The organism is Agromyces binzhouensis, from assembly GCF_042672355.1.
GTDB classification, from domain to species: Bacteria; Actinomycetota; Actinomycetes; order Actinomycetales; family Microbacteriaceae; genus Agromyces; species Agromyces binzhouensis.
Genome location: NZ_JBHXVJ010000010.1, coordinates 1 through 20,115, shown reverse-complemented (window position 1 = coordinate 20,115; position 20,115 = coordinate 1). Strand labels below are relative to the sequence as shown.

General features: G+C 72.6%; 18 protein-coding genes. 7 read left to right on the top strand and 11 right to left on the bottom strand.

The genetic code is table 11. From position 1 onward, the window contains the following. Window positions 1-11: 11 nt before the first annotated feature. Complete coding sequence (pdxH, locus tag ACFVHK_RS16095) at window positions 12-707, top strand: pyridoxamine 5'-phosphate oxidase (protein WP_376929707.1); 696 nt, start codon at window positions 12-14, stop codon at window positions 705-707. An 81-nt stretch (window positions 708-788) separates the two neighbouring features. Continuing rightward, on the top strand, window positions 789-2,327 hold the full coding sequence (locus tag ACFVHK_RS16090) for an MFS transporter (RefSeq protein ID WP_376929706.1): 1,539 nt from the start codon (window positions 789-791) through the stop codon (window positions 2,325-2,327). Between the two features lie 27 nt (window positions 2,328-2,354). Here ACFVHK_RS16090 and ACFVHK_RS16085 read toward each other — a convergent pair whose 3' ends face one another. After that, window positions 2,355-3,008 carry an NADPH-dependent F420 reductase gene (locus tag ACFVHK_RS16085; protein ID WP_376929705.1) on the bottom strand — a complete coding sequence of 218 codons (654 nt, stop codon included), beginning with the start codon at window positions 3,006-3,008 and terminating at the stop codon, window positions 2,355-2,357. A 188-nt stretch (window positions 3,009-3,196) separates the two neighbouring features. Here ACFVHK_RS16085 and ACFVHK_RS16080 point away from each other — a divergent pair, with 188 nt between their 5' ends. Continuing rightward, window positions 3,197-4,291 (top strand): LLM class flavin-dependent oxidoreductase, encoded by a 1,095-nt coding sequence (locus ACFVHK_RS16080; protein ID WP_376929704.1) that lies wholly within the window; start codon window positions 3,197-3,199, stop codon window positions 4,289-4,291. 18 nt (window positions 4,292-4,309) lie between these two features. Here ACFVHK_RS16080 and ACFVHK_RS16075 read toward each other — a convergent pair whose 3' ends face one another. The 8 genes from ACFVHK_RS16075 to ACFVHK_RS16040 all read right to left on the bottom strand — a co-directional run bounded on the left by ACFVHK_RS16075 (window position 4,310) and on the right by ACFVHK_RS16040 (window position 11,608). Continuing rightward, window positions 4,310-5,500 carry a cation:proton antiporter gene (locus ACFVHK_RS16075; RefSeq protein ID WP_376929703.1) on the bottom strand — a complete coding sequence of 397 codons (1,191 nt, stop codon included), beginning with the start codon at window positions 5,498-5,500 and terminating at the stop codon, window positions 4,310-4,312. 13 nt (window positions 5,501-5,513) lie between these two features. Beyond that, the gene (locus tag ACFVHK_RS16070; RefSeq protein WP_376929702.1) at window positions 5,514-6,008 is read right to left on the bottom strand and encodes a cation:proton antiporter regulatory subunit; all 495 of its coding nucleotides are present in this window, start codon (window positions 6,006-6,008) and stop codon (window positions 5,514-5,516) included. A gap of 99 nt (window positions 6,009-6,107) precedes the next feature. Next, window positions 6,108-6,980: a metal-dependent hydrolase gene (locus ACFVHK_RS16065; protein WP_376929701.1), complete on the bottom strand. Its 873-nt coding sequence runs from the start codon at window positions 6,978-6,980 to the stop codon at window positions 6,108-6,110. Next, the gene (locus tag ACFVHK_RS16060; RefSeq protein WP_129234222.1) at window positions 6,980-7,159 is read right to left on the bottom strand and encodes a hypothetical protein; all 180 of its coding nucleotides are present in this window, start codon (window positions 7,157-7,159) and stop codon (window positions 6,980-6,982) included. The genes ACFVHK_RS16065 and ACFVHK_RS16060 overlap by 1 nt, the downstream gene beginning before the upstream one ends. Before the next feature lie 75 nt (window positions 7,160-7,234). Beyond that, complete coding sequence (locus tag ACFVHK_RS16055) at window positions 7,235-8,401, bottom strand: acyl-CoA dehydrogenase family protein (protein WP_376929700.1); 1,167 nt, start codon at window positions 8,399-8,401, stop codon at window positions 7,235-7,237. A 9-nt stretch (window positions 8,402-8,410) separates the two neighbouring features. Further along, window positions 8,411-9,391, bottom strand: a complete 981-nt coding sequence (locus ACFVHK_RS16050; protein ID WP_376929699.1) for a DUF4349 domain-containing protein — start codon at window positions 9,389-9,391, stop codon at window positions 8,411-8,413. 135 nt (window positions 9,392-9,526) lie between these two features. Next, the gene (locus ACFVHK_RS16045; protein ID WP_376929698.1) at window positions 9,527-10,357 is read right to left on the bottom strand and encodes an aldo/keto reductase; all 831 of its coding nucleotides are present in this window, start codon (window positions 10,355-10,357) and stop codon (window positions 9,527-9,529) included. Between the two features lie 42 nt (window positions 10,358-10,399). Further along, window positions 10,400-11,608, bottom strand: a complete 1,209-nt coding sequence (locus tag ACFVHK_RS16040; RefSeq protein ID WP_129234218.1) for an MFS transporter — start codon at window positions 11,606-11,608, stop codon at window positions 10,400-10,402. 95 nt (window positions 11,609-11,703) lie between these two features. Here ACFVHK_RS16040 and ACFVHK_RS16035 point away from each other — a divergent pair, with 95 nt between their 5' ends. Next, on the top strand, window positions 11,704-12,039 hold the full coding sequence (locus ACFVHK_RS16035) for an ArsR/SmtB family transcription factor (RefSeq protein WP_376929697.1): 336 nt from the start codon (window positions 11,704-11,706) through the stop codon (window positions 12,037-12,039). Further along, the gene (locus ACFVHK_RS16030; protein WP_129234216.1) at window positions 12,036-12,548 is read left to right on the top strand and encodes an SRPBCC domain-containing protein; all 513 of its coding nucleotides are present in this window, start codon (window positions 12,036-12,038) and stop codon (window positions 12,546-12,548) included. The genes ACFVHK_RS16035 and ACFVHK_RS16030 overlap by 4 nt, the downstream gene beginning before the upstream one ends. Here ACFVHK_RS16030 and hrpA read toward each other — a convergent pair. Further along, window positions 12,529-16,557 (bottom strand): ATP-dependent RNA helicase HrpA, encoded by a 4,029-nt coding sequence (gene hrpA, locus ACFVHK_RS16025; RefSeq protein ID WP_376929696.1) that lies wholly within the window; start codon window positions 16,555-16,557, stop codon window positions 12,529-12,531. The two genes, ACFVHK_RS16030 and hrpA, sit on opposite strands and share 20 nt — an antisense overlap. 95 nt (window positions 16,558-16,652) lie before the next feature. Beyond that, complete coding sequence (locus tag ACFVHK_RS16020) at window positions 16,653-18,011, bottom strand: FAD-binding oxidoreductase (protein ID WP_376929695.1); 1,359 nt, start codon at window positions 18,009-18,011, stop codon at window positions 16,653-16,655. A 104-nt stretch (window positions 18,012-18,115) separates the two neighbouring features. On the opposite strand from ACFVHK_RS16020, the gene ACFVHK_RS16015 reads away from it, so the two are divergent. Continuing rightward, entirely contained in the window at window positions 18,116-18,733 is a 618-nt protein-coding gene (locus tag ACFVHK_RS16015) for a TetR/AcrR family transcriptional regulator (RefSeq protein WP_376929694.1), read from the top strand. A gap of 109 nt (window positions 18,734-18,842) precedes the next feature. Beyond that, a complete protein-coding gene (locus ACFVHK_RS16010; RefSeq protein ID WP_376929693.1) occupies window positions 18,843-19,679 on the top strand; it encodes an aldo/keto reductase in 837 nt (278 codons plus the stop codon). Window positions 19,680-20,115: the final 436 nt, after the last annotated feature.

Sequence of the window (20,115 nt, the reverse complement as noted above, 5' to 3'; positions counted from 1 at the left end):
ACGCTTGAGGCATGAGCGACGCGATCGACCCCGACCGGATCGACCGGGCCGTCGAGCACGCCCTGACGCGGCGCAAGGACTACGGCGAGGAGCGGCTCGACGAGGGGCAGCTCGCCCCCGACCCGTTCGTGCAGTTCGACCGCTGGCTCGCCGAGGCCGACGACCGCGGGGTGTACGAGCCCAACGCGATGGTGCTCGGCACGATCGGTGCCGACGGCACGCCGTCCAGCCGGACGGTGCTGCTGCGCGGGGTCGACGATCGGGGGTTCGTCTTCTACACGGACCGTTCATCGCGGAAGGGACTGGCGCTCGCGGCGAACCCGACCGCGACGCTGCTGTTCCCCTGGTACCTCATCCACCGGCAGGTGATCGTCACCGGCGCCGCCGCGACGGTCGACGACGACGAGTCGGATGCGTACTGGGCGACCCGACCGTACGGCTCGCGCATCGCCGCGACCGCGAGCCGCCAGTCGCGGCCGATCGGTTCGCGTGCCGAGCTGGAGGAGCGCGTCCGCGAACTCGAGGAGGAGTACTCGGGCGTCGACGACATCCGCCGCCCCGAGCGCTGGGGCGGCTACCGGCTGCATCCGTGGCGGATCGAGTTCTGGCAGGGGAGGACCTCGCGGCTGCACGACCGCCTCGTGTTCGAGCGCGACGCGGACGCCGGGCCGGGATCGCCCTGGCGCGTGGAGCGCCTGCAGCCGTAGCCCGGTCGGCGCTCGCGCGCGAGTCGGGGACGCCGGATCGCGCGACGGAAGCGTCCGAGGACCGGGCGTAGGCTGGACCGGATGTCGCAACCCCCCGTGCCTCCCGTTCGCGAGGCGAACGATCACCGGTGGCGCGCCTACTGGGTCTGCGTCGGCGTCGCCGCTCTCACGATCATGGACCTGACGAAGGTCAACGTCGCGCTACCGTCGATCGAGGAGGCGCTCGGCGCCGGGCCGACCGAGCTCGGACTCCTCGTCTCCGGCTTCGTGCTCGCGTTCGGGCTCACCCTGGTGCCTGCGGGCCGACTCGGCGACCAGGGGTCGCGCAAGACGATGTTCATCGTGGGGCTCAGCCTGTTCGCGCTCACGAGCCTCATCTGCGCGATCGCGCCGAGCGCGCCGGTGCTCCTCGTCGGCCGCCTGCTGCAGGGAGTGGCCGCCGGCATCCAGATGCCGCAGGTCCTCGGCATGGTCCAGCAGCTCTTCCAGGGCGCGGAGCGCGGGGCGGCCTTCGGCCTGTTCGGCGCGACGATCGGCATCTCGACCGCGTTCGGCCCGACGCTCGGCGGGCTCGCGATCGCGATCGGCGGGCCCACCGACGGTTGGCGCGGGATCTTCTGGATGAACGTGCCGCTCGCCCTCGTCGCGATCGCGTTCGCCGCGCGCCTGCTGCCGGGGCGGCCGCCCGGCGACACGCGGCGCATCTCGCTCGACCCGGTCGGGGTCGCGATCTTCGGCGTCGTCGTCGCATCGCTGATGTGGCCGTTCCTGCTCACCACGGGATCGCCCGACGACGACCCGGCGCGCTGGTGGACGCTCGTCGTCTTCGCCGTTGCGCTCGCGGCGTTCCTCTGGTGGGAGCGTCGGTACGCGGCATCCGGCCGTGCCCCGCTCGTGCCCCTCGACCTCTTCTCGCTCCGCTCGTACCGGAACGGCACGCTCCTCGCGACGGTGTACTTCGCGGCGATGCCGGCGTCGTTCCTGCTGACGACGCTGTACCTGCAGCAGGGGCTCGGTCTCGAACCGGTCTTCGCCGGGATGGTGACGATCGGCTTCGCGCTCACCAGCGCCTACACCTCGTGGCTCGGGGGCCGGCTCGTGAACCGCGTCGGGCGACCCCTCGTCGTCGCGGGACTCGCGATGCTCCTCATCGGCTTCGGGCTGCTCGTCCTCGTCGCCGTGTCGACGCCGCCGGAGCTCACGCCCTGGCTCATGGCGGCCGTGATGCTGATCGGCGGCGCCGGCGGCGGGTTCGTGATCGCGCCGAACCAGGTGCTCGCGCTCGCCGACATCCCGATCCGGCGGGGCGGGCTGGCGGGGTCCGTCGGCCAGCTCGGACAGCGCATCGGCACGGCGATCGGCACGGCCGTCGCGCTCTCGCTGTTCTACTCGACGGTGTACCGCACCCAGGGCGCCGAGCCCCGGATCGACGTGTTCCACCAGGCGTACGCGGTCGGCATCGCCGCGGTCGGGGCGCTGCTCGTCGTCGCCCTGGTGGTCGGCCTCGTCGACCTGCGCCAGCGCCTCGGGACGGCGCGCATCGAGCGCGAGCGTTCCGCCGACGAGGAACCGCCTCGGCCGGTGAGCGACCCGGAGACGGATGGGCCGGTCTCGGCCTGACCCGTCAGCGCCGCGGACCGACGGTCGTCACGCGGCCACCGCGCGCTCGGCCTCGAGCAGGCTCGCGAGCTCCCTCGCCGAGAGTTCGCGGCCGAACGCAGGGTGGCCCGGCTCGAGCGCGCGCCCGTTGCCGAGCGCTCCGCCGTCGACGGGATCGAAGCCGAGGTCGTCGATGATGCGCGCGACCGCCTCGCGCGCGTCGGCGTCGTCGCCGACGACCGCGATCGCGCGCCGGAGCGGCGAGCCCGGCGGCATGGGGTCGTCCTCCATGTCGTGGTAGCCGAGGTGGTTGAGGGACTTCACGACGCGGGCCGCCGGGTTCAGGGCCGCGTGGATCTCGCTCGTGGTGCGCTCGTCGGCGTCGACCTCGGGGATGTGCCCGTCGACGGGCGGCCAGTAGTTGGTGGCATCCACGACGACCTTGCCGTCGAAGGCGTCCCAGGGCACGGTCGGCGCCTTGCCGAACGGCACGGCGACGACGATCACGTCGGATTCGTCGGCCAGGCGCGCGGAGTCGGCGACGCGCGCTCCGGGTGCGACGACCGAGACGAGCAGTTCGAGCGCGGTCTGCCGCGGCGAGCCGGCGAGGGCCACCTCGTAGCCCGCATCGACGAGCAGGCGCGCGAGCGCCGTGCCCACCTTGCCGGCTCCGAAGATGCCGATCGTCGGTCGTTCCGCCACGTGCGCTCCTCCATCCGGGCCGACTGCCGCGGGCGCGTCGTCGCGACGTCGGCCGATCGGCGTCGTCTCCATCGAGAACGCGATCGCCGGGGCGGACATTCCCCGAGCCGTACGGAATAGTCTCTCAGCTGACGGGGTTTCGATCAGGTGCATGCAGATGCATCGATCACACGACAGGGGAGCAGCGGATGGCGCGCAACCACGAATTCGGACTCGACACCTTCGGCGACGTGACGCTCGGACCGGACGGCGATCCGCTTGCGCAGGCCCAGGTCCTGCGCAACGTCGTGGCGGAGGCCGAGCTCGCGGACCGTCTCGGCCTCGATTTCTTCGGCGTCGGCGAGCACCACCGCCACGAGTTCGCCATCTCAGCCCCCGAGGTCGTGCTCGCGGCCATCGCAGGGCGCACCGAGCGCATCCACCTCGGATCCGCGGTCACGGTCCTGAGCTCCGACGACCCCGTGCGCGTCTACCAGCGGTTCGCGACCCTCGACGCGGTCTCCGGAGGCCGTGCCGAGGTCATCCTCGGACGCGGATCGTTCATCGAGTCCTTCCCGCTGTTCGGCTACGACCTGAGCCAGTACCAGGACCTGTTCGAGGAGAAGCTCAACCTCTTCTCGGCACTGCTCCCGCAGGAGCCGGTGACGTGGACCGGGAAGCTGCGCGCCTCGCTGACCGACCAGGAGGTCTTCCCGAAGGTCGAGCACGGACGACTGCGCACCTGGGTCGGCGTCGGCGGCAGCCCCGAGTCCGTCGTGCGCGCCGCGCACTACGGCCTGCCGCTCGTGCTCGCGATCATCGGCGGCAGCCCGGCCCGCTTCGCCCCACTCGCCGACCTCTACCGCAGGGCGCTCACGCAGTTCGGGCACGAGTCGCAGCCGATCGCGGTGCACTCGCCGGGCATCGTCGCCGACACCGACGAGCAGGCGCTCGAGACCCTCTGGCCGCACTACGAGGTCATCATGAACCGCATCGGCCGCGAGCGCGGCTGGGGCGCCGTCACCCGGGAGCACTTCGAGGGCGAGGCGAGCCCGAACGGCGCGCTCTACGCGGGCTCGCCCGAGACCGTCGCGCAGAAGATCGCCGCGACGCTTCGCTCGCTCGGTGCGCAGCGCTTCGACCTGAAGTACTCCAACGGCACGCTGCCGCACGAGGCGATGCTGCGCACGATCGAGCTCTACGCGACCGAGGTGGTGCCGCGCGTGCGGGAGCTCCTGGCCGAGGAGGAGGACGGCGGCGACGTCGCAGCGGACGCCGACGGAACCGGGGACGACGGCGCCTGACCGGCTCGCCGCGGCGCGCTACGCCTTCGCCGCGGCGAGCCGCTTCGACCGGCGGCGCACGGCGGCGCGGAACCACTCGACGTCCGGCAACCGCGCGAGGAACGAGCCCGCCAGGATCGTGATGAGCACGTAGCCGGTGGCGAGCGGGGCGAGTGCGGGCTCGATGCCCGAACCGACCGCGAGCCCGGCGATGACGATCGAGAACTCGCCGCGAGGGGCGAGCACGAGGCCGGCTCGCCACTGGCCCAGCGTGCCCACGCCGGCGCGCCGGGCGGCGTAGGCACCCGACACGAGCTTCGTGAGGATCGTCAGGGCGGCGAGTCCAGCGGCGGGCAGCAGCATCGAGAGGATCTCCGACGAGTCGGTGGCCAGCCCGAAGAAGACGAAGAAGATCGCCGCGAAGAGGTCGCGGAGCGGGGTGAGCACCGCACTCGCGTTCGCCGCCACCCGCCCCGAGAGCGCGATGCCGACGAGGAACGCCCCGACCGCGGCCGAGACGCTCACCTCCGCGGCGAGTCCGGCGACGAGCATCACGAGACCGAGCACCCCGAGCAGCAGCGGCTCGGCGTGCTCGGCGGGGAAGAACCGCGAGATGACGTGGCCGTGCCGGAGGGCGAGGAAGAGGATCACGATCACGATCGTGACGGCGATCGCGACCCCGATCGCGCCCTGCATCAGGCTCGCCCCCACCACGAGTGCCGACAGCACCGGGAGGTAGAACGCCATGGCGAGGTCCTCCATGACGAGCACGGCCAGCACCGAGGGCGTCTCGCGGTTGGAGAGTCGTCCGAGGTCGCGCAGCAGCTTGGCGACGACGCCGGACGAGGAGACCCAGGTGACGCCCGCGAGGGCGACGGCGGCGATGGGACCCCAGCCGAGCAGGAGCGCGACCGCCGCGCCGGGCAGCGCATTCATCAGCGCGTCGAGGATGCCCGCTCGTCTGGACGACTTGAGGCCGATGACCAGCTCCTCCGCGGTGTACTCGAGTCCGAGGAGCGCGAGCAGCAGGATGACGCCGATCTCGGCGCCCGTGGCGAAGAACTCCTCGCTGGCGTCGAACGGGAGAAGGCCGCCGTTGCCGAACGCGAGACCGAGCAGCAGGTAGAAGGGGATCGGTGAGAGGCCGATGCGGATGGCGAGGCGCCCCAGGAGGCTCATGGCGAGGAGCAGCGCGCCGACTTCGATCAGGAGCAGCGTGGTCTCGTGCATCGGGCCCCCGGCGTCAGTCGGGGCCGTTGGAGAGCAGTCGGGCCAATCCGTCGAGTCCGCCGCGTGTTCCGACGGCCACGATCACGTCACCGGCGCGCAGGACGTCGGCGGGGGTGGGCGACGGCATGACCTGGCCGTCGCGCATGATCGCCACGATCGACGAGTGCGTGCGCGTGCGCGCCTTGGTGTCGCCGAGCGGGTGATTCAGGTAGGGCGAGTCCGTCGGCAGAGCGATCTGCTCGGTGAACAGCCCGGTCGCCATGTCGGACAGGCTGGTCAGCCGAGCGAGCATGACGGAGGCGCCGAGGACGTCGGCCAGGGCGGCCGCCTCGTCGTCGTTCAGTGCGATGGTGTCGCGGCACTCGTCGGGGTCGTCCTCGTCGAAGACCCCGAGGTCGCGTTCGCCGTCCCGGTGCGACACCACGCTGATTCGCCGACCGCTGTCGGTGACGAGGTCATGGCGGAAGCCGATCCCGGGCAGGTCGACCTTCTCGATGCGAATTCCCACGGTCCACATCGTATCCCCGTCAGGCGCCCTCGCGGCTGAGGAACGCTCAGGGATCACGACGTGCGCGTCGGCCCGCGGCCGAGGGCACCCCGAGAACGATCAGGCGGATGCCCCGGCGCGCGTGGTCATCACGAGGACGGGCGTGCCGCCGTCGTCCTGGACGGCGAACGAGACGTCCACGGTGCCGAGTTCGCCGAGCGACGCCACGTGCGTCCCTCCGCACGGGATCCGCGCGGATGCGTGCGGCAGTTCGCAGACCCAGGTGCGGCGGTCGGTGAGGTCCTCGCCCACGCGCTCGATGCGCACCTTCGCGTCGTCGGCGATCCACTCGGCGAGCGTCGAGTCGACGGATGCCGCGAGCCGGTCGAGTCCGTCGGCGAGCCCCGCCGCGTCGAACCCGGCCCGACGCAGCGACTTGTTCAGCCGGTAGCGGTCGACCGAACCGGATGGCTCGATGCGGGACGAGGCGATGGCGATGCCGTCGAAGTCGGGCGAGCCGAGCGCGTCCTCGCGCGCGGCCTTCGACCAACGGTCGGCCAGCGCGCGGTTCAGGGCGAGCGAGGCCGCGTGGCATGCCGTGTGGCCGATCGACAGCGCCCGGCGGGTCGCGGCATCCGCCTCGAGCTCGACCTCGTCGCCCTCGCCGACCTCGGCGTCGGCGTCGAGGAGGTGCGCGACGAGGAACGACCAGCCCTCGGTGCCGGGACGCACGGGCACGCTGCCGATGTGCAGGTCCTCGCCGTCGGTCGCGGCGACGACCGCGTCGCGGATCGCGTACTCGCGCGCGCCGGCGCGGAGCACTCCCGCGTCGGCGGGCTGGTCGGGCCACGCCGCATCGACCGGGTGGATGCTCGTGCGGTCCGCGATCACGGCGAGGTGGTCGCCATGGGGCGAGGCGACGAGCACCCGGCCCTCGGCGCGCAGGTCGCCCGCCGGATACGTGACGATCGTGTCGGCGTCGGGCAGCCCCATCAGACGCCGGACTCGCGCCGGCCGAGGACGTTGAACGGGATGGCGAGCGAGAGCGACACGCACACGATGCCGCTGAAGAAGACGATCGCCTCGAAGCCCGGCACGACATCGGCGATGCTGAACACCCACATTCCGAACACGAACAGCGCCATGGCGATGAGGAACGGGAACACGCTCACGAGGGACCTCCTTCGGACGCGGCGGGGCCGCCGCGGCGCCAGTCTAGCGATCGCGAGGGGTGCTCCGTCGGGCGGTCAGTCCTGCACGGGGCCGAGCCACGCGTTCGCGATCGTGTTGAGCGCGGCGTCGTCGCTCGAGGGGTGGAAGACGCCGGCGAGCACGTCGCGCTGCAGGCGGCCGAGCTCGTTCCCCGCGAAGTACGTCGCGCCGCCGGCGACCCGGACCGCCGCGTCGACGACGTCGCGCGCGGTCTCGACGGTGCGCACCTTCACGCCGGAGAGCTTGGCGAACCAGAGGGCTCCGTGGTCGGTGCCGTCGGCGACGTCGGTCGCGAGCCCGACGAGCTGCGGGGGCACTCCGTCGAGTGCGAGCGCGGCCTCGGCGATGCGTCGGCGCACCGATGGGTCCTCGGAGCTGGGGAGTCCGGTGCGCGCCGACGTCCGGGCGCGCGCGGCGTCGACGGCGAGTGCGAGCGCCCGCTCGGCGAGGCCGGCGTAGACGGCGCTGAGGAAGAGCTCGAAGCACGCGAAGATCGCGAAGACGAACGGGTCGGGGTCGGGGCCGGGGTCGAGGCGGCGCACGATCCGGTCGGGTGCGACGACGGCGCCGTCGAGGACCGTCGTGCGGCTCTGCGTGGCGCGCATGCCGATCGTGTCCCAGTCGTCGAGCGTGCGCACGTCGGGGTCCTCGCGGTCGATGAACCCGTACACGAGCTTGGGAGCGTCCGCCGAGGCGGTGTCGAGCCCGTGCACGCCGAGCCGCGTCCACGCCGGCGAGAGCGACGTGAAGATCTTCCGGCCCGTGTAGCGCACGCTGCCGTCGGGCTGCGGATCGGCCACCGTGCCCGAGCCGAAGAGCATGAGGTCGTTGCCGGCCTCGCTGATGCCGAAGGCGAAGACCTCGCCGGCTGCGGCCTCCTCGAGGACGAAGTCGAGGCCGTCGTCGCCGCGGTCGTGCAGGAGGCGCGCGACGCCCGTCCAGACCAGGTGCATGTTCACGCCGAGCGCGGTCGCCGGTGCGGCGGTCGCGAGCCGCGACTGCGCGCGGACGACGTCTGCGAGGCTCCAGCCGAGGCCGCCGAGCTCGGCGGGCACGAGGGCGCGGAGGTACCCGCGCTCCGCGAGTTCGTCGAGGTCGTCGGCGAAGAACGCGTTCTCACGGTCGTAGCGCGCCGCCCGATCGCGGAACCGTGAGAGCAGGTCGTCGTCGAGCAGGGAGTCCACGGTCGTGTCGGCGGTCACGGCGCCAGCCTACGCCGGGCCGTTCCGGTCGGTGCCGGCCCCGCCGGGGCCGACCGGAGAGGTCGGCTGCCCGGTCGCGGCCGGCTCCGCGCCCGATCCGCTCGTGTCCGCCGTGCCCTGTGCTCGACGACCGCCGCGGCTCGCGAGCACGATGATCCCGACGACGATCGCGGCGATCACCGCGAGCAGCGCGAGCCAGGGCAGCATGACGCCGATCGCGACGAGCAGGCCGGAGACGAACGCCGTCAGCGCGTTCCATCCCGCGACGACGCCGCTCCAGAAGTCGTTCGGGCCGGCCTGCGGCGCGAGCCCCTCGGAGAGCAGCTCGACCGTCAGGGTCGAGTAGTCGACCTGGTCGGCGAGCCAGTCGCGCTGCGTCGTCAGCGCGTCGAGCTCCGTCTGGCGGGTGGTGAGCTCGGACTCGATCGCGATGAGGTCCCCGACGTCGTCCGCCTGGGCGATGAGCGCGCGGAGCCGGTCGACCGAGGTCTCGAGCGAGGCGATCCGCGAATCGAGGTCGCGCTTCTGCTGGGTCACGTCGGAGGCGTCGAGCCGCACGGAGTCGACCTCGCCGAGTTCGCGCAGGTCGCCGAGCACGGCGTCGAAGCGGTCGGCGGGGATCCGGACCACGAGGGTGGCCCGCGCCTGCTGGGTCTCCGTTCCGGGCGTCTCGTTGCGGCCGTCGACGCGCCCGCCGGCGGCGCCGACGATGGCGGCGACCTCGGCGGCGGAGTCGATGGGGTCGTCGACCGTGATCGCCATCCAGCCCGTCGTGATGACGCTGCGGCCCTCCTCGATCGTCCCCGCCTGCTCGTCCTCGGTGAACGGTTGCTCGTCGCGCGGTGCGACGCCGCCGTCGGCGGGCGCCTCGAGGCCGACGTCGGGCTCCGACGCCGTCTGGTCGGATCCTCCCGAGCCCATGCTGCAGCCCGTGAGGAGGAGCGCGGAGAGGGCGACGAGCCCTGCGAATCGGATTCCTCGGCTGGTCATGCGGTCACCGTAGCGCCGAGGCGGGAGCCGATGTCTGGACGCCCGCTGCAAGTCGGGTCACGATCGGGTTGCGGCCGCCTGTGAGTCCCGAGTCGCCGGAACACGGTCGGATGGCGCGTCGAGCGGCGCGGGCCGTCAGTCGTCGTCGGGATCGCGGCCCGTGCGCGCGCCGGACTCGAGTGCCGCGATCGCCGCGACGTCCTCGTCATCGAGCCGGAACGAGAACACGTCGAGGTTCTCGGCGATGCGCTCGGGGCTCGACGCCTTGGGGATCACGATCGTGCCCTGCGCGACGTGCCAGGCGAGCACGACCTGCGCGACCGACCGCCCGTGCTTCGCCGCGATCGGCTCGAGCACGGGATCGCCGAGCAGGCGCCCGCGCGCGAGGGGCGACCACGCCTCGGTGCGAATGCCGATCCGCTCGTGGAACGCGCGGAGCTCGCGCTGCGGGAGCCACGGGTGCAGCTCGACCTGGTTCACGACCGGTGCGACGCCGGTCTCGTCGATGATCCGCTGGAGGTGGTGCGCGTGGAAGTTCGAGACGCCGATCGAAGTGACCCGGCCCTCGTCGCGCAGTCGGACGAGCGCGCGCCACGTGTCGACGTAGCGGTCCTGCGACGGCACCGGCCAGTGGATGAGGAAGAGGTCGAGGCGGTCGAGCCCGAAGCGCTCCATGGCGGCATCGAACGCGCCGAGCGTCTCGTCGTAGCCGTGGTCGTCGTTCCAGACCTTGCTCGTGACGAAGAGCTCCTCGCGCGGCAGTCCGGACTCGCGCACGGCGACGCCGGCCTCGGCCTCGTTGCCGTACAGGGCGGCGGTGTCGAGGTGGCGGTACCCGAGCTCGATCGCGGTCAGCGCGAGCCGCGTGGCATCCGCTGCCGGCACCTTGTACATGCCGTAGCCGACCTGCGGGATCGCCCGACCGTCGGCGAGTCGGACGTGGGGTGCGACGGGCGGATGCGTCATCCGTGCGCCTTTCGTTCGGGGTCCGGTCAGCGTCGAGCCCGGTCAGCTCGGGGTGATCGTGACCGGTTCGGTATCGGGGATCGGGCTGGCGTCGCGGCCGCGGAGGTCGGGATGCCACCGCCGCGCGAGCGCCGGGACGAGGAAGCCGAGGAGCGCGAGCACGGTCGCGGCCCAGAACGCGCCGACCGCGTCGAAGCCGTCGATGAGGAAGCCCGCGAGCGCGGAGCCCAGGGCGGCGCCGATGAGCTGGCCCGTGCCGACCCATCCGTATGCCTCGGCCGTGTCGGAGAACTTCACGCTCGCCGAGACGATCGCGAACAGCACCGCGAGGGCCGGGGCGATGCCGATTCCCGCGATGAAGAGCGTGATCGAGAGCCACCAGAAGTCCATCGAGAAGGCGGCGAGCGCGGTTCCGGCGAAGACGATGAACATGCGGCGGGCCGTGGACCACGGGCCGATCGGCACGTGGCCGAGCCCGAGGCCCCCGGCGAGGCTGCCGATCGAGAAGATCGCGAGCACGATTCCCGCCTCGGCCCCGTCGTGGCCGAACGCGGCGACCACACCTGCCTCGATCGCGGCGCACGCGCCGATGAGGAGGAAGCCGACGATCGTCGCGAGCATGACGGGCGGGCGGGCGAGCACCTTGCCGAACGCGCGCTTCGAGCGCGGGATGCGCACGCGGCCGAGCTCGGGGGAGGAGATGAACCAGATGCCGCCGACCACCATGAGCGCGGCGGCGAGCAGGATGCCCCAGACGGTGCCGACCTGCGTCGAGACGAACGTCGTCACGACCGGTCCGACCACCCAGATGATCTCCTGCGCGGACGCGTCGAGGGAGAACAGCGGGGTGAGCTGTCGCGAGTTCACCATCTTCGGGTAGATCGTGCGGACGGCCGGCTGCACGGGCGGCGTCGCGAGGCCGCAGACGAACCCGATCGCCATGTAGAGGGGCACGGTGAGCGGGAGCACGCCGATCGCGACGACGGCGGCCACGCACACGACGAGGGTCGTGACGAGCACTGGCCGCATGCCGAATCGGCCCATCAGCCGGCTGGTCATCGGGCCGGCGATCGCCTGCCCGATCGAGGTCGCCGCGAGGACGAGGCCCGCGGCGCCGTACGATCCGGTCTGCTGCTCGACGTGCAGCAGGAACGCGAGCGAGAGCATGCCGGACGGGAACCGTGCGGTCAGCTGGGCGGCGATGATGCGCGCGACGCCCTTGGTCCTGAGGAGATCTGTGTAGCCGGCCACGGTGGCTCGATCCTATCGACGCGAACGGAGCCCGCCTGCGCATCCAAATCGCATCAGTTCTTCCCTATATAACCTCAGAATGATAGTCTGTCGCCGTGCACGCGTTCGACGTCCTGGGCGACCCGGTGCGCCGCCGCATCCTCGACCTCCTGGCCGACGGCGAGCGGCCGGCGGGCTCCGTGGTCGACGTCGTCGCGGCGGAGTTCGGCATCACGCAGCCGGCCGTGTCGAGGCACCTGCGCATCCTCCGCGAACACGGGTTCGCCACGGTGCGGGCCGACGGCGCACGCCGCATCTACGCGCTCGATCGCGCCGGGCTCAACGAGGCCGACGCGCAGCTCGAACGGTACCGCCGGCTCTGGCCGCAGCGACTCGACGCACTGCACACCGAGATCGCGCGCGGAGCGCGCGCCCGACGGAGGGACGCATGATGGCCGTGACCGGAGAGATCCACGCCGACGAGCCGGGCTTCCGACTCGCGTTCGACGACGTCTACGACACCGACCCCGACGACCTGTGGGAGGCGATCACCACCCCCGAGCGGCTCGCCCGATGGATGGCGGCGTACCGCGGCGACTTCCGGCTCGGCGGGCGCTGGCAGGCCCTCACCCGCGACGGGGACGTCTACTGCGACGGCGAGGTCGTCTCCTGCGAGCCGCCGAACGGCTTCGCCACCACCTGGACCGTGGTCGGCGAGGCGCCGACGCTCCTCACCGTGCGCCTCGAGCCCGAGGGTGCCCGCACCCGGCTGCGCCTCCTGCACGAGCACGTCACGCGGCCCGACTACGGCCCCGGCTGGCACACCTACCTCGAGAGCCTCGGCTGGCACCTCGCCGACCCGGCGGCGCCGAAGGATCGGGCGCGATGGGACGCGCGCTTCGAGGAGCTCGAGCCCGGCTACGCGGCGAGGCTCGCCGCGCTCACTCGGCGAGCGCCCTGACGATCCGCTTGACCGAGACGGTCTCCGCGGTCCGGAGCTCCTGGGCGAACAGCCCGACGCGCAGCTCCTCGAGCATCCAGCGCACGCGCACGAGCCGTGCGTCGGCCTCCGCGTCGATCGGCACCGTGCCGCCGGCCTTCTCGTAGGCGGTGCGCGCCTGGTCGAACTCCGTGAGCCACTGCCGGTCGCGGCCCGGGTTCTCCTGCATGCGGCGCACGCGGACGGTGATCGCCTCGAGGTACCGGGGCAGGTGGCGGAGCCGCTCGAGGCCGGTGGCCGAGACGAAGCCGGCCGGCACGAGCGACTCGAGCTGCGAGCGGGCATCGGCGAGCGCCGACATGAGCTGCAGGCTCGACGCCTTCGAGATCGCCCGGTCGGCGTCCCTCGCTGCGACGAGGATCCGGGAGACGAGCCCGACGGCCTCGAACATGCGGTCCATCACGCTCGCCGAGACCGCGTCGCGCACCGCCTCGAACTCAGCGCGCGTGCGCACCAGGCCGTCCGCATGGCGCGCCCGCATCTCGGCGTCGACGACGGCCGCGAGGCAGTCGTCGAGCAGCGCCCGGGGGCCGGGGTACGCGCTGGAGGCCAGTGCGAGCTTCTCCTGGTTCGAGAGGTGCTCCTGCACGTACGCCACCGGCGTCGGCGTGGCGAGGATCAGGAGTCGACGGATGCCGCGGCGCGACGCCCGATCGCGCTCGTCCTCCGTCGGGACCAGTCGCAGGGCGACGGACGCGCCCTCGTCGACGAGCGCCGGGTAGGCGCGCACGACGTTGCCGGCCTGCCGGGTGTCGACGTGGCCCGGGAGGTCGTCCCAGTCCCACGTCGTGAGCCCCGAGCGTTCCGCGAACGACGGGCCGGATGCGTCGGCGGAGCCGCGACCGCCGCGTCGTGAGGGGGCCCGGTCGTCACGGCCGGTGGCCCCGTCGCCGCGCACCGGAGCCGAGGCATCCGCCCCGCCCCGCCCCGGCCTCGCCGCGGGTCCGACCGAGAACGTCGACGCGACCGCGCGTCCCGCGCGCTCGGCGAGCCGGGACTGGAGCGATACGAGGTCCTTGTCGTCGCCCGCGGGGCGGCCGTGCTCGTCGACCGCGCGGAACGTCACGCGCAGGTGCGGCGGCACGCGGTCGATGTCGAAGTCCCCGGCCGTCACGGGCGCGTACGTGAGCCGCTTCACGACCCCCGCCACGGTCTCGTCGAACGGCGCACGCGCTTCGCCCGACTCCGGCCCCGCCGGCAGCTCGGCGGCGACCTTCGCCGCCCACTCGGCGGCCGGCACCACCTGGCGGCGGAGCACCTTCGGCAGCGTGCGCAGCATCGCGGTGATGAGCTCGTCGCGGAAGCCGGGCACCTGCCAGTCGAACCCGGTCGGCTCGAGCCGGGGCAGCAGCACGAGCGGCACCTGCACGATCACGCCGTCGTCGTCGGCGCCCGGCTCGAACCGGTAGCGGAGCGTCAGCGTCTGGTCGCCCTGGCGCCACCGGTCGGGGAGCCCGTCGTCGGCCGCGACCCCGTCCTCCCCGAGCAGGTCGGCCCGGGTCATCGTGAGCAGGTCGGGGTGCGTGCGGTGCTCGCGGCGCCACCAGCGCTCGAACGCGCGCGCGTCCGTGGCATCCGCCGGCAGTCGCTGCTCGTAGAAGGCGACGACCGCCTCGTCGCCCGCGAGGACGTCGCGGCGGCGGGTGCGCTCCTCGAGTTCGCCGAGCTCGCGGCGCAGTTCGCGGTTCCGGCGGACGAACGCGAAGAGGCGCTTGTCGAGCCGGTTCCAGTCCCAGTCCTCCTCGACGAGCGCGTGCCGGACGAACAGCTCGCGCGCGAGTGCGGAATCGACCCGGGCGAGCTGGATCCGCCGCTTCGGGATGATCGGCACGCCGAACAGCAGCACCTTCTCGTCGGCCACCGCCGAGCCCTGGCGCCGCTCCCAGCGCGGAGACGAGTACGAGCGCTTCGCGAGCGGACCGGCGAGCTGCTCAGCCCAGGCCGGATCGATCGCCGCGGCGGTGCGCGCGAACAGGCGACTCGTCTCGACGAGCTCGGCCGCCATGATCGCGGCCGGCGGCTTCTTCGCCAGCGCCGAACCGGGGAACACGACGAACCGCGTGTTGCGGGCCCCCGCGAACTCGGCCTGCTGCCGGCGCCCGCGCCGCTCGGCGTCGCGCTGGGTCCCGGCGCCGCCGCGTCCGCTCGACGTCCGGCTGTCGTCGCGGATGCCGATCTGCGAGAGCAGTCCGGCCAGCAGCGAGCGATGGATGCCGTCGGGGTTCGGTGCGCCGGCCTCCGCCGCGACGTGCAGGCCGAGCGGCTTCGCCAGGCGCACGAGCTGGCGGTAGAGGTCCTGCCACTCGCGCACGCGCAGGTAGTTGAGGAACTCGCTCCGGCACATCCGGCGGAACGCGCTGCCGGAGAGCTCGCGCTGCTGCTGCTCGAGGTGGTTCCAGAGGTTCAGCAGCGTGATGAAGTCGCTCGTCGGGTCGACGAAGCGGCGATGCATCTCGTCGGCCTGCTCGCGTCGTTCGAGCGGCCGCTCGCGCGGGTCCTGGATGGTGAGCCCGGCGACGATCGCGAGCACCTCGCGGCTCACCCCCTGCGCCTTCGACTCGAGCACCATGCGCGCGAACCTCGGCTCGATCGGCAGGCGGGCCAGCTGCCGGCCGGTGCGCGTGAGCTCCGGGCCGCCCGCGGCATCCGCCTCGTCGATCGCGCCGAGCTCGCGGAGCAGGTCGACGCCGTCGCGGATGCCGCGGGCGTCGGGCGGCGTCAGGAACGGGAAGTCCTCGACGGCCCCGAGCCCGAGCGAGGCCATCTGCAGGATGACCGCGGCGAGGTTGGTGCGCAGGATCTCGGGATCGGTGAACTCGGGCCGCTTCTCGAAGTCGTCCTCGGAGTAGAGGCGGATGGCGATGCCGTCGCTCGTCCGGCCCGAACGCCCGGAGCGCTGGTTCGCCGAGGCCTGCGAGATCGGCTCGATCGGGAGCCGCTGCACCTTCGAGCGGGCCGAGTACCGGCTGATGCGCGCGGTGCCGGCGTCGACGACGTAGCGGATGCCGGGCACGGTGAGGCTCGTCTCGGCCACGTTGGTCGCGAGGATGACGCGTCGACGGAGCCCCGCGACCTTCGAACGCTCGAACACCCGGTGCTGGTCGGCCGACGAGAGCCGCCCGTAGAGCGGGAGCACCTCGGTCACGTCCGCCGCACCGCGCCGCGTCGCGTGGGCCCGCACCGCGGCCTCGGCGTCGCGGATCTCGCTCTCGCCCGAGAGGAAGACGAGCACGTCGCCCGGTGCCTCGCGCCCGAGCTCGTCCAGCGCGTCGAGGATGCCCCGCTGGATGTCGCGGTCCTCGGCGGCCGCGCCCTCGTCGTCCGCCTCCTCGCCCGGACCCGACCCGGCGGACTCCGCCACCAGCGGCCGGTACCGGACCTCGACCGGGTAGGTGCGGCCGGAGACCTCGATGATCGGGGCCGGCGTGCCGCCGGCATCCGCGAAGTGCGCTGCGAAGCTCTCGGGGTCGATCGTCGCGCTCGTGATGACGACCCGCAGGTCGGGTCGGCGCGGGAGGAGCCGCTTGAGGTAGCCGAGCAGGAAGTCGATGTTGAGGCTGCGCTCGTGCGCCTCGTCGATGATGATCGTGTCGTAGCGGCGCAGGTCGCGGTCCCGGTGGATCTCGTTCAGCAGGATGCCGTCGGTCATCACCTTGATGCGCGTGGCCTCGCTCGCGCGGTCGGTGAACCGGACCTGGTAGCCGACGAGGTCGCCGAGCTCGACGCCGAGCTCCTCGGACACGCGTTCGGCGATCGTGCGCGCCGCGATCCGGCGCGGCTGGGTGTGCGCGATCGACTCCCGCCCGAGCTCCAGGCAGATCTTCGGCAGCTGGGTCGTCTTGCCCGACCCGGTCGCGCCTGCGACGATGACGACCTGGTGATCCCGGATGGCGCGTGCGATGTCGTCGCGTCGACCGCTGACCGGCAGGTCGGCCGGGTACGTGATCGTGGCGGGGACGGGCGCGGGCATAGCCCTCAATCCTACGCTCGCGTCGACCCGCCCGAGGATGCCCGGTCGGGGGCCGCGGGAGCGCGGGACCGCCCGCCGGGCATCGGCATCGGGACTCAGCCGGCGGACGCCGCCGCCGGCACGTGGTGGTTCCCGCGGACGAGGTCGGCGGGGTCCCAGGTGGACTTGACGTCGCGGAGCCGGGCCCAGGTCGCCTCGTCGAAGAATCGGCTCGCGTCGACCGGGTGCTCGACGAGGTTCGGGTACTCGCCCACGGCGAGGGGCCCGAGCACCGCGTCGAGGCCGTCGAGCCCGCGGCCGACCGCGGCATCCGATTCGGCGTCCATCGGCACGCCCAGCGCGAAGACGAGGATCTCGCCGGGGAGCGTCGCCCGCGCGCCCGCGCCCTCGGGGCGCCGGCCGAACGCACCGCCGATGTGGCGGACCTGGAGCATCGCGAGGGCGCCGCCCGCACCGCCGAGCCCGGCGATCGCATCGGCGGCCTCGTCGGGCAGCTCGTCGACGAGTGCGGTCGTCGAGCGGTATGGGAGCGGGGACTCGGGATCCATCGCGAGCGTCCCGAGCGCGATGGGCTCCTGCGGGCCGAGCGTGTCCATCACGGGGGCGAGCTCCTCGAGGGGGTGCAGCAGGCGTCGGGCCTCCGACTCGCGACCGAGGTGGGCGGCCATGACGATCGCGAAGGACTGCCCGCGCACGACGTCGGGCACGTCCGGGGTCGGCGGGAAGTGGATGAGGCTCACCCAGGTCGTGAGCTCCTCGGGGAAGGACGGCAGCAGCCTCGTCCACGTCCGCAGCACCTCGGAGGCGCGCTCGATCGGGAAGAAGAAGGATCCGGCGGCGAGTTCGGGCAGGGCGACGACCTCGAACTCGATCGCGGTGACGATGCCGAAGTTGCCGCCGCCGCCGCGCAGCGCCCAGAACAGGTCGGCGTGGTGGTCGGCGTCGGCTCGGACGGGTTCGCCCTCGGCCGTGACGAGCTCGATCGCGCGGACCGCGTTGGCCTGCAGCCCGTGGCGCCGGGTGAGCCATCCGATCCCCCCGCCCATCGAGTAGCCGGCGATGCCGACGTCGAGCGACGAGCCGTGGAGTCCGGCCAGTCCGAGCTCGGACAGCATCGGTGCGACGTGCTGCCACCTGGCCGCGGCGCCGACGCGCACGCGGCGTTCGGCGTGGTCGATCTCCACCTCGGTCATGCGGGACGTGTTCACGAGCATCGCGCCTGCGAGCGTGTCACGCGAGGAGGCGCCGTGGCCGGTGCCCTGCGCTGCCACGCGGAGGCCCGCGCGGCGGGCCAGCGCGACGGCCTCGACGACCTGGCCCGCGTCGCGCGGGAGGGCGATGAGCTCCGGTCGCTGGTCGTCGAGCAGGTTGAACGTCGCCCGTGCCTCGTCCCAGCCGTCGTCGCCGGGTGAGAGGACCGTGCACGCCGCGGCGGCGGTGTCGATCGTGGTCATGGTGGTGCTGCCTTTCGAAGAACAGAGGTGTGCGATGAATGAACCGTACGACCGGACGGCGGCGATGTCAATTGATCGAACACATATGTGCGTAGAATTAGGGGATGGCACGGAGATACGAGCAGCGAGCGCGAGCGGAGCAGCAGGAGCAGACGCGTCGGCGGATCGTCGAGGCCGCCCTCGAACTGCACCGCACGGCGGGCCCCGCCGCGAGCTCGTTCAGCGCCGTGGCGGATCGGGCCGGCGTGCAGCGCAGCACCCTCTACCGGCACTTCCCCGACGACCGCGCGCTCTTCCTCGCCTGCTCCGGCCTGCACCTCGACCAGCACCCGTTCCCCGATGCCGCGCCGTGGCGGGCCATCCCCTCACCCGTGGCGCGCGCGGAGCACGGGATCGCCGCCGTCTACGCGTACTGGGCGCAGAACGAGGCGCTGATCGCCAACGTGCTGCGCGATGCCGAGCGCGACGCGGTGCTGCACGAGGTGAACGAGCTCCGGATGGGCGAGCCGATGGAGGCCGCGCGAGACGCACTGGTCGAGGCGTGGCCGGCTCGTGAACGGAGTCCCGAACTCGCCGCCGCCGCCGCGCTCGCGATGGACTTCCGGACCTGGCAGACGCTCGTCCGCCGCAGCGGCCTCGGGCAGGGCGCCGCGGCGGCGCTCATGGCATCGAGCCTCGCGCACGCCGCCGAGCGCGGTGCCGCGGCGGCCTCCGCGGCCTGAGCGGCAGCCTGCGGGCGAACGCCGCCGCGGCGCCCTGCGCCGGCCATCCCGCGTTCGCGTCCCGCGAACGAGGGGTGGCCCTCGCAGGCGGAACGTGTTGCATGGCCGTATGACCCAGACGCTCGTACCGCGAATCCAACTGAACGACGGCCATTCGATCCCCCAGCTCGGCTTCGGGGTGTTCAAGGTCGATCCCGCAGAGACCGAGCGGATCGTCGCCGATGCGCTCGACGTCGGCTATCGCCACCTCGACACCGCGCGCATCTACGGCAACGAGGAGGGGGTCGGCCGTGCCGTCGCCGCCTCCGGCATCCCGCGCGAGGAGCTCTACGTGACGACGAAGCTCTGGAACGACGACCAGGGCACCCAGTCGGCGTTCGACGCGTTCGAGGGCAGTCTCGAGCGGCTGGGGCTCGACTACGTCGACCTCTACCTGATCCACTGGCCGGTGCCGGCGCAGGATCGCTACGTCGAGTCGTGGCGTGCGCTCGAGCAGATCCGGGAATCGGGTCGCGCCCGATCGATCGGCGTGTCGAACTTCATGGTTCCGCACCTGCAGCGCCTCCTCGACGAGACCGACGTCGTGCCCGCCGTCGACCAGATCGAACTGCACCCCGCGCACCAGCAGCCGGAGACGACCGCGTTCGCTGCCGAGCACGGCATCGAGATCCAGTCGTGGGGCCCGCTCGGCCAGGGCAAGTACCCGCTCCTCGAACTCCCCGAGGTGACCGAGGCCGCAGCGGAGCACGGGAAGTCGGCTGCGCAGGTCGTCATCCGCTGGCACCTCCAGCGCGGCTTCATCGTGTTCCCCAAGTCGAACCGACGCGAGCGCATGGCGGAGAACTTCGACGTCTTCGACTTCGCGCTCTCCGAGAGCGAGATGGACCGCATCACGGCGATCGAGCGTGCCGGCCGCCTCGGCCCCGATCCGCAGCACTTCGGTTGAGGATCCGACCCCTGACCGGGGGTTCGGCCCGATGGCCGGGCCCTCGGGCGGGGCGGCGGATGCCGCGACACGCGCGGGATCCGAGACCGATTTGTGATGGCGGGCGCGCGCTGCGTATGGTTGTCCACGTCGCCGCGGCGGCCGGGAGCGAGAGCCCCTGGCGAAGCGGTCAGGTCTTAGCCAAACAGCCTCGAAGGCGCTCCATTGCGACTCGGTTGCTTCAAGCCTAAGATGACGATTCCACACCTCCCACGGACTCGACGGCCTCGCGGCCACGGTCCGGGATCACGACCCATCTCGGCATCGCCGAGCAGGTCGGATCCGCAGGAGCACGTGGTATAGTAGGGAAGTTGCCTCGGTGGTGCTGGCTCGGTTTCGGGTTGGTGGGTCGGGTGCGTCCGTTCCTTGAGAACTCAACAGCGTGCACTATGTTCAA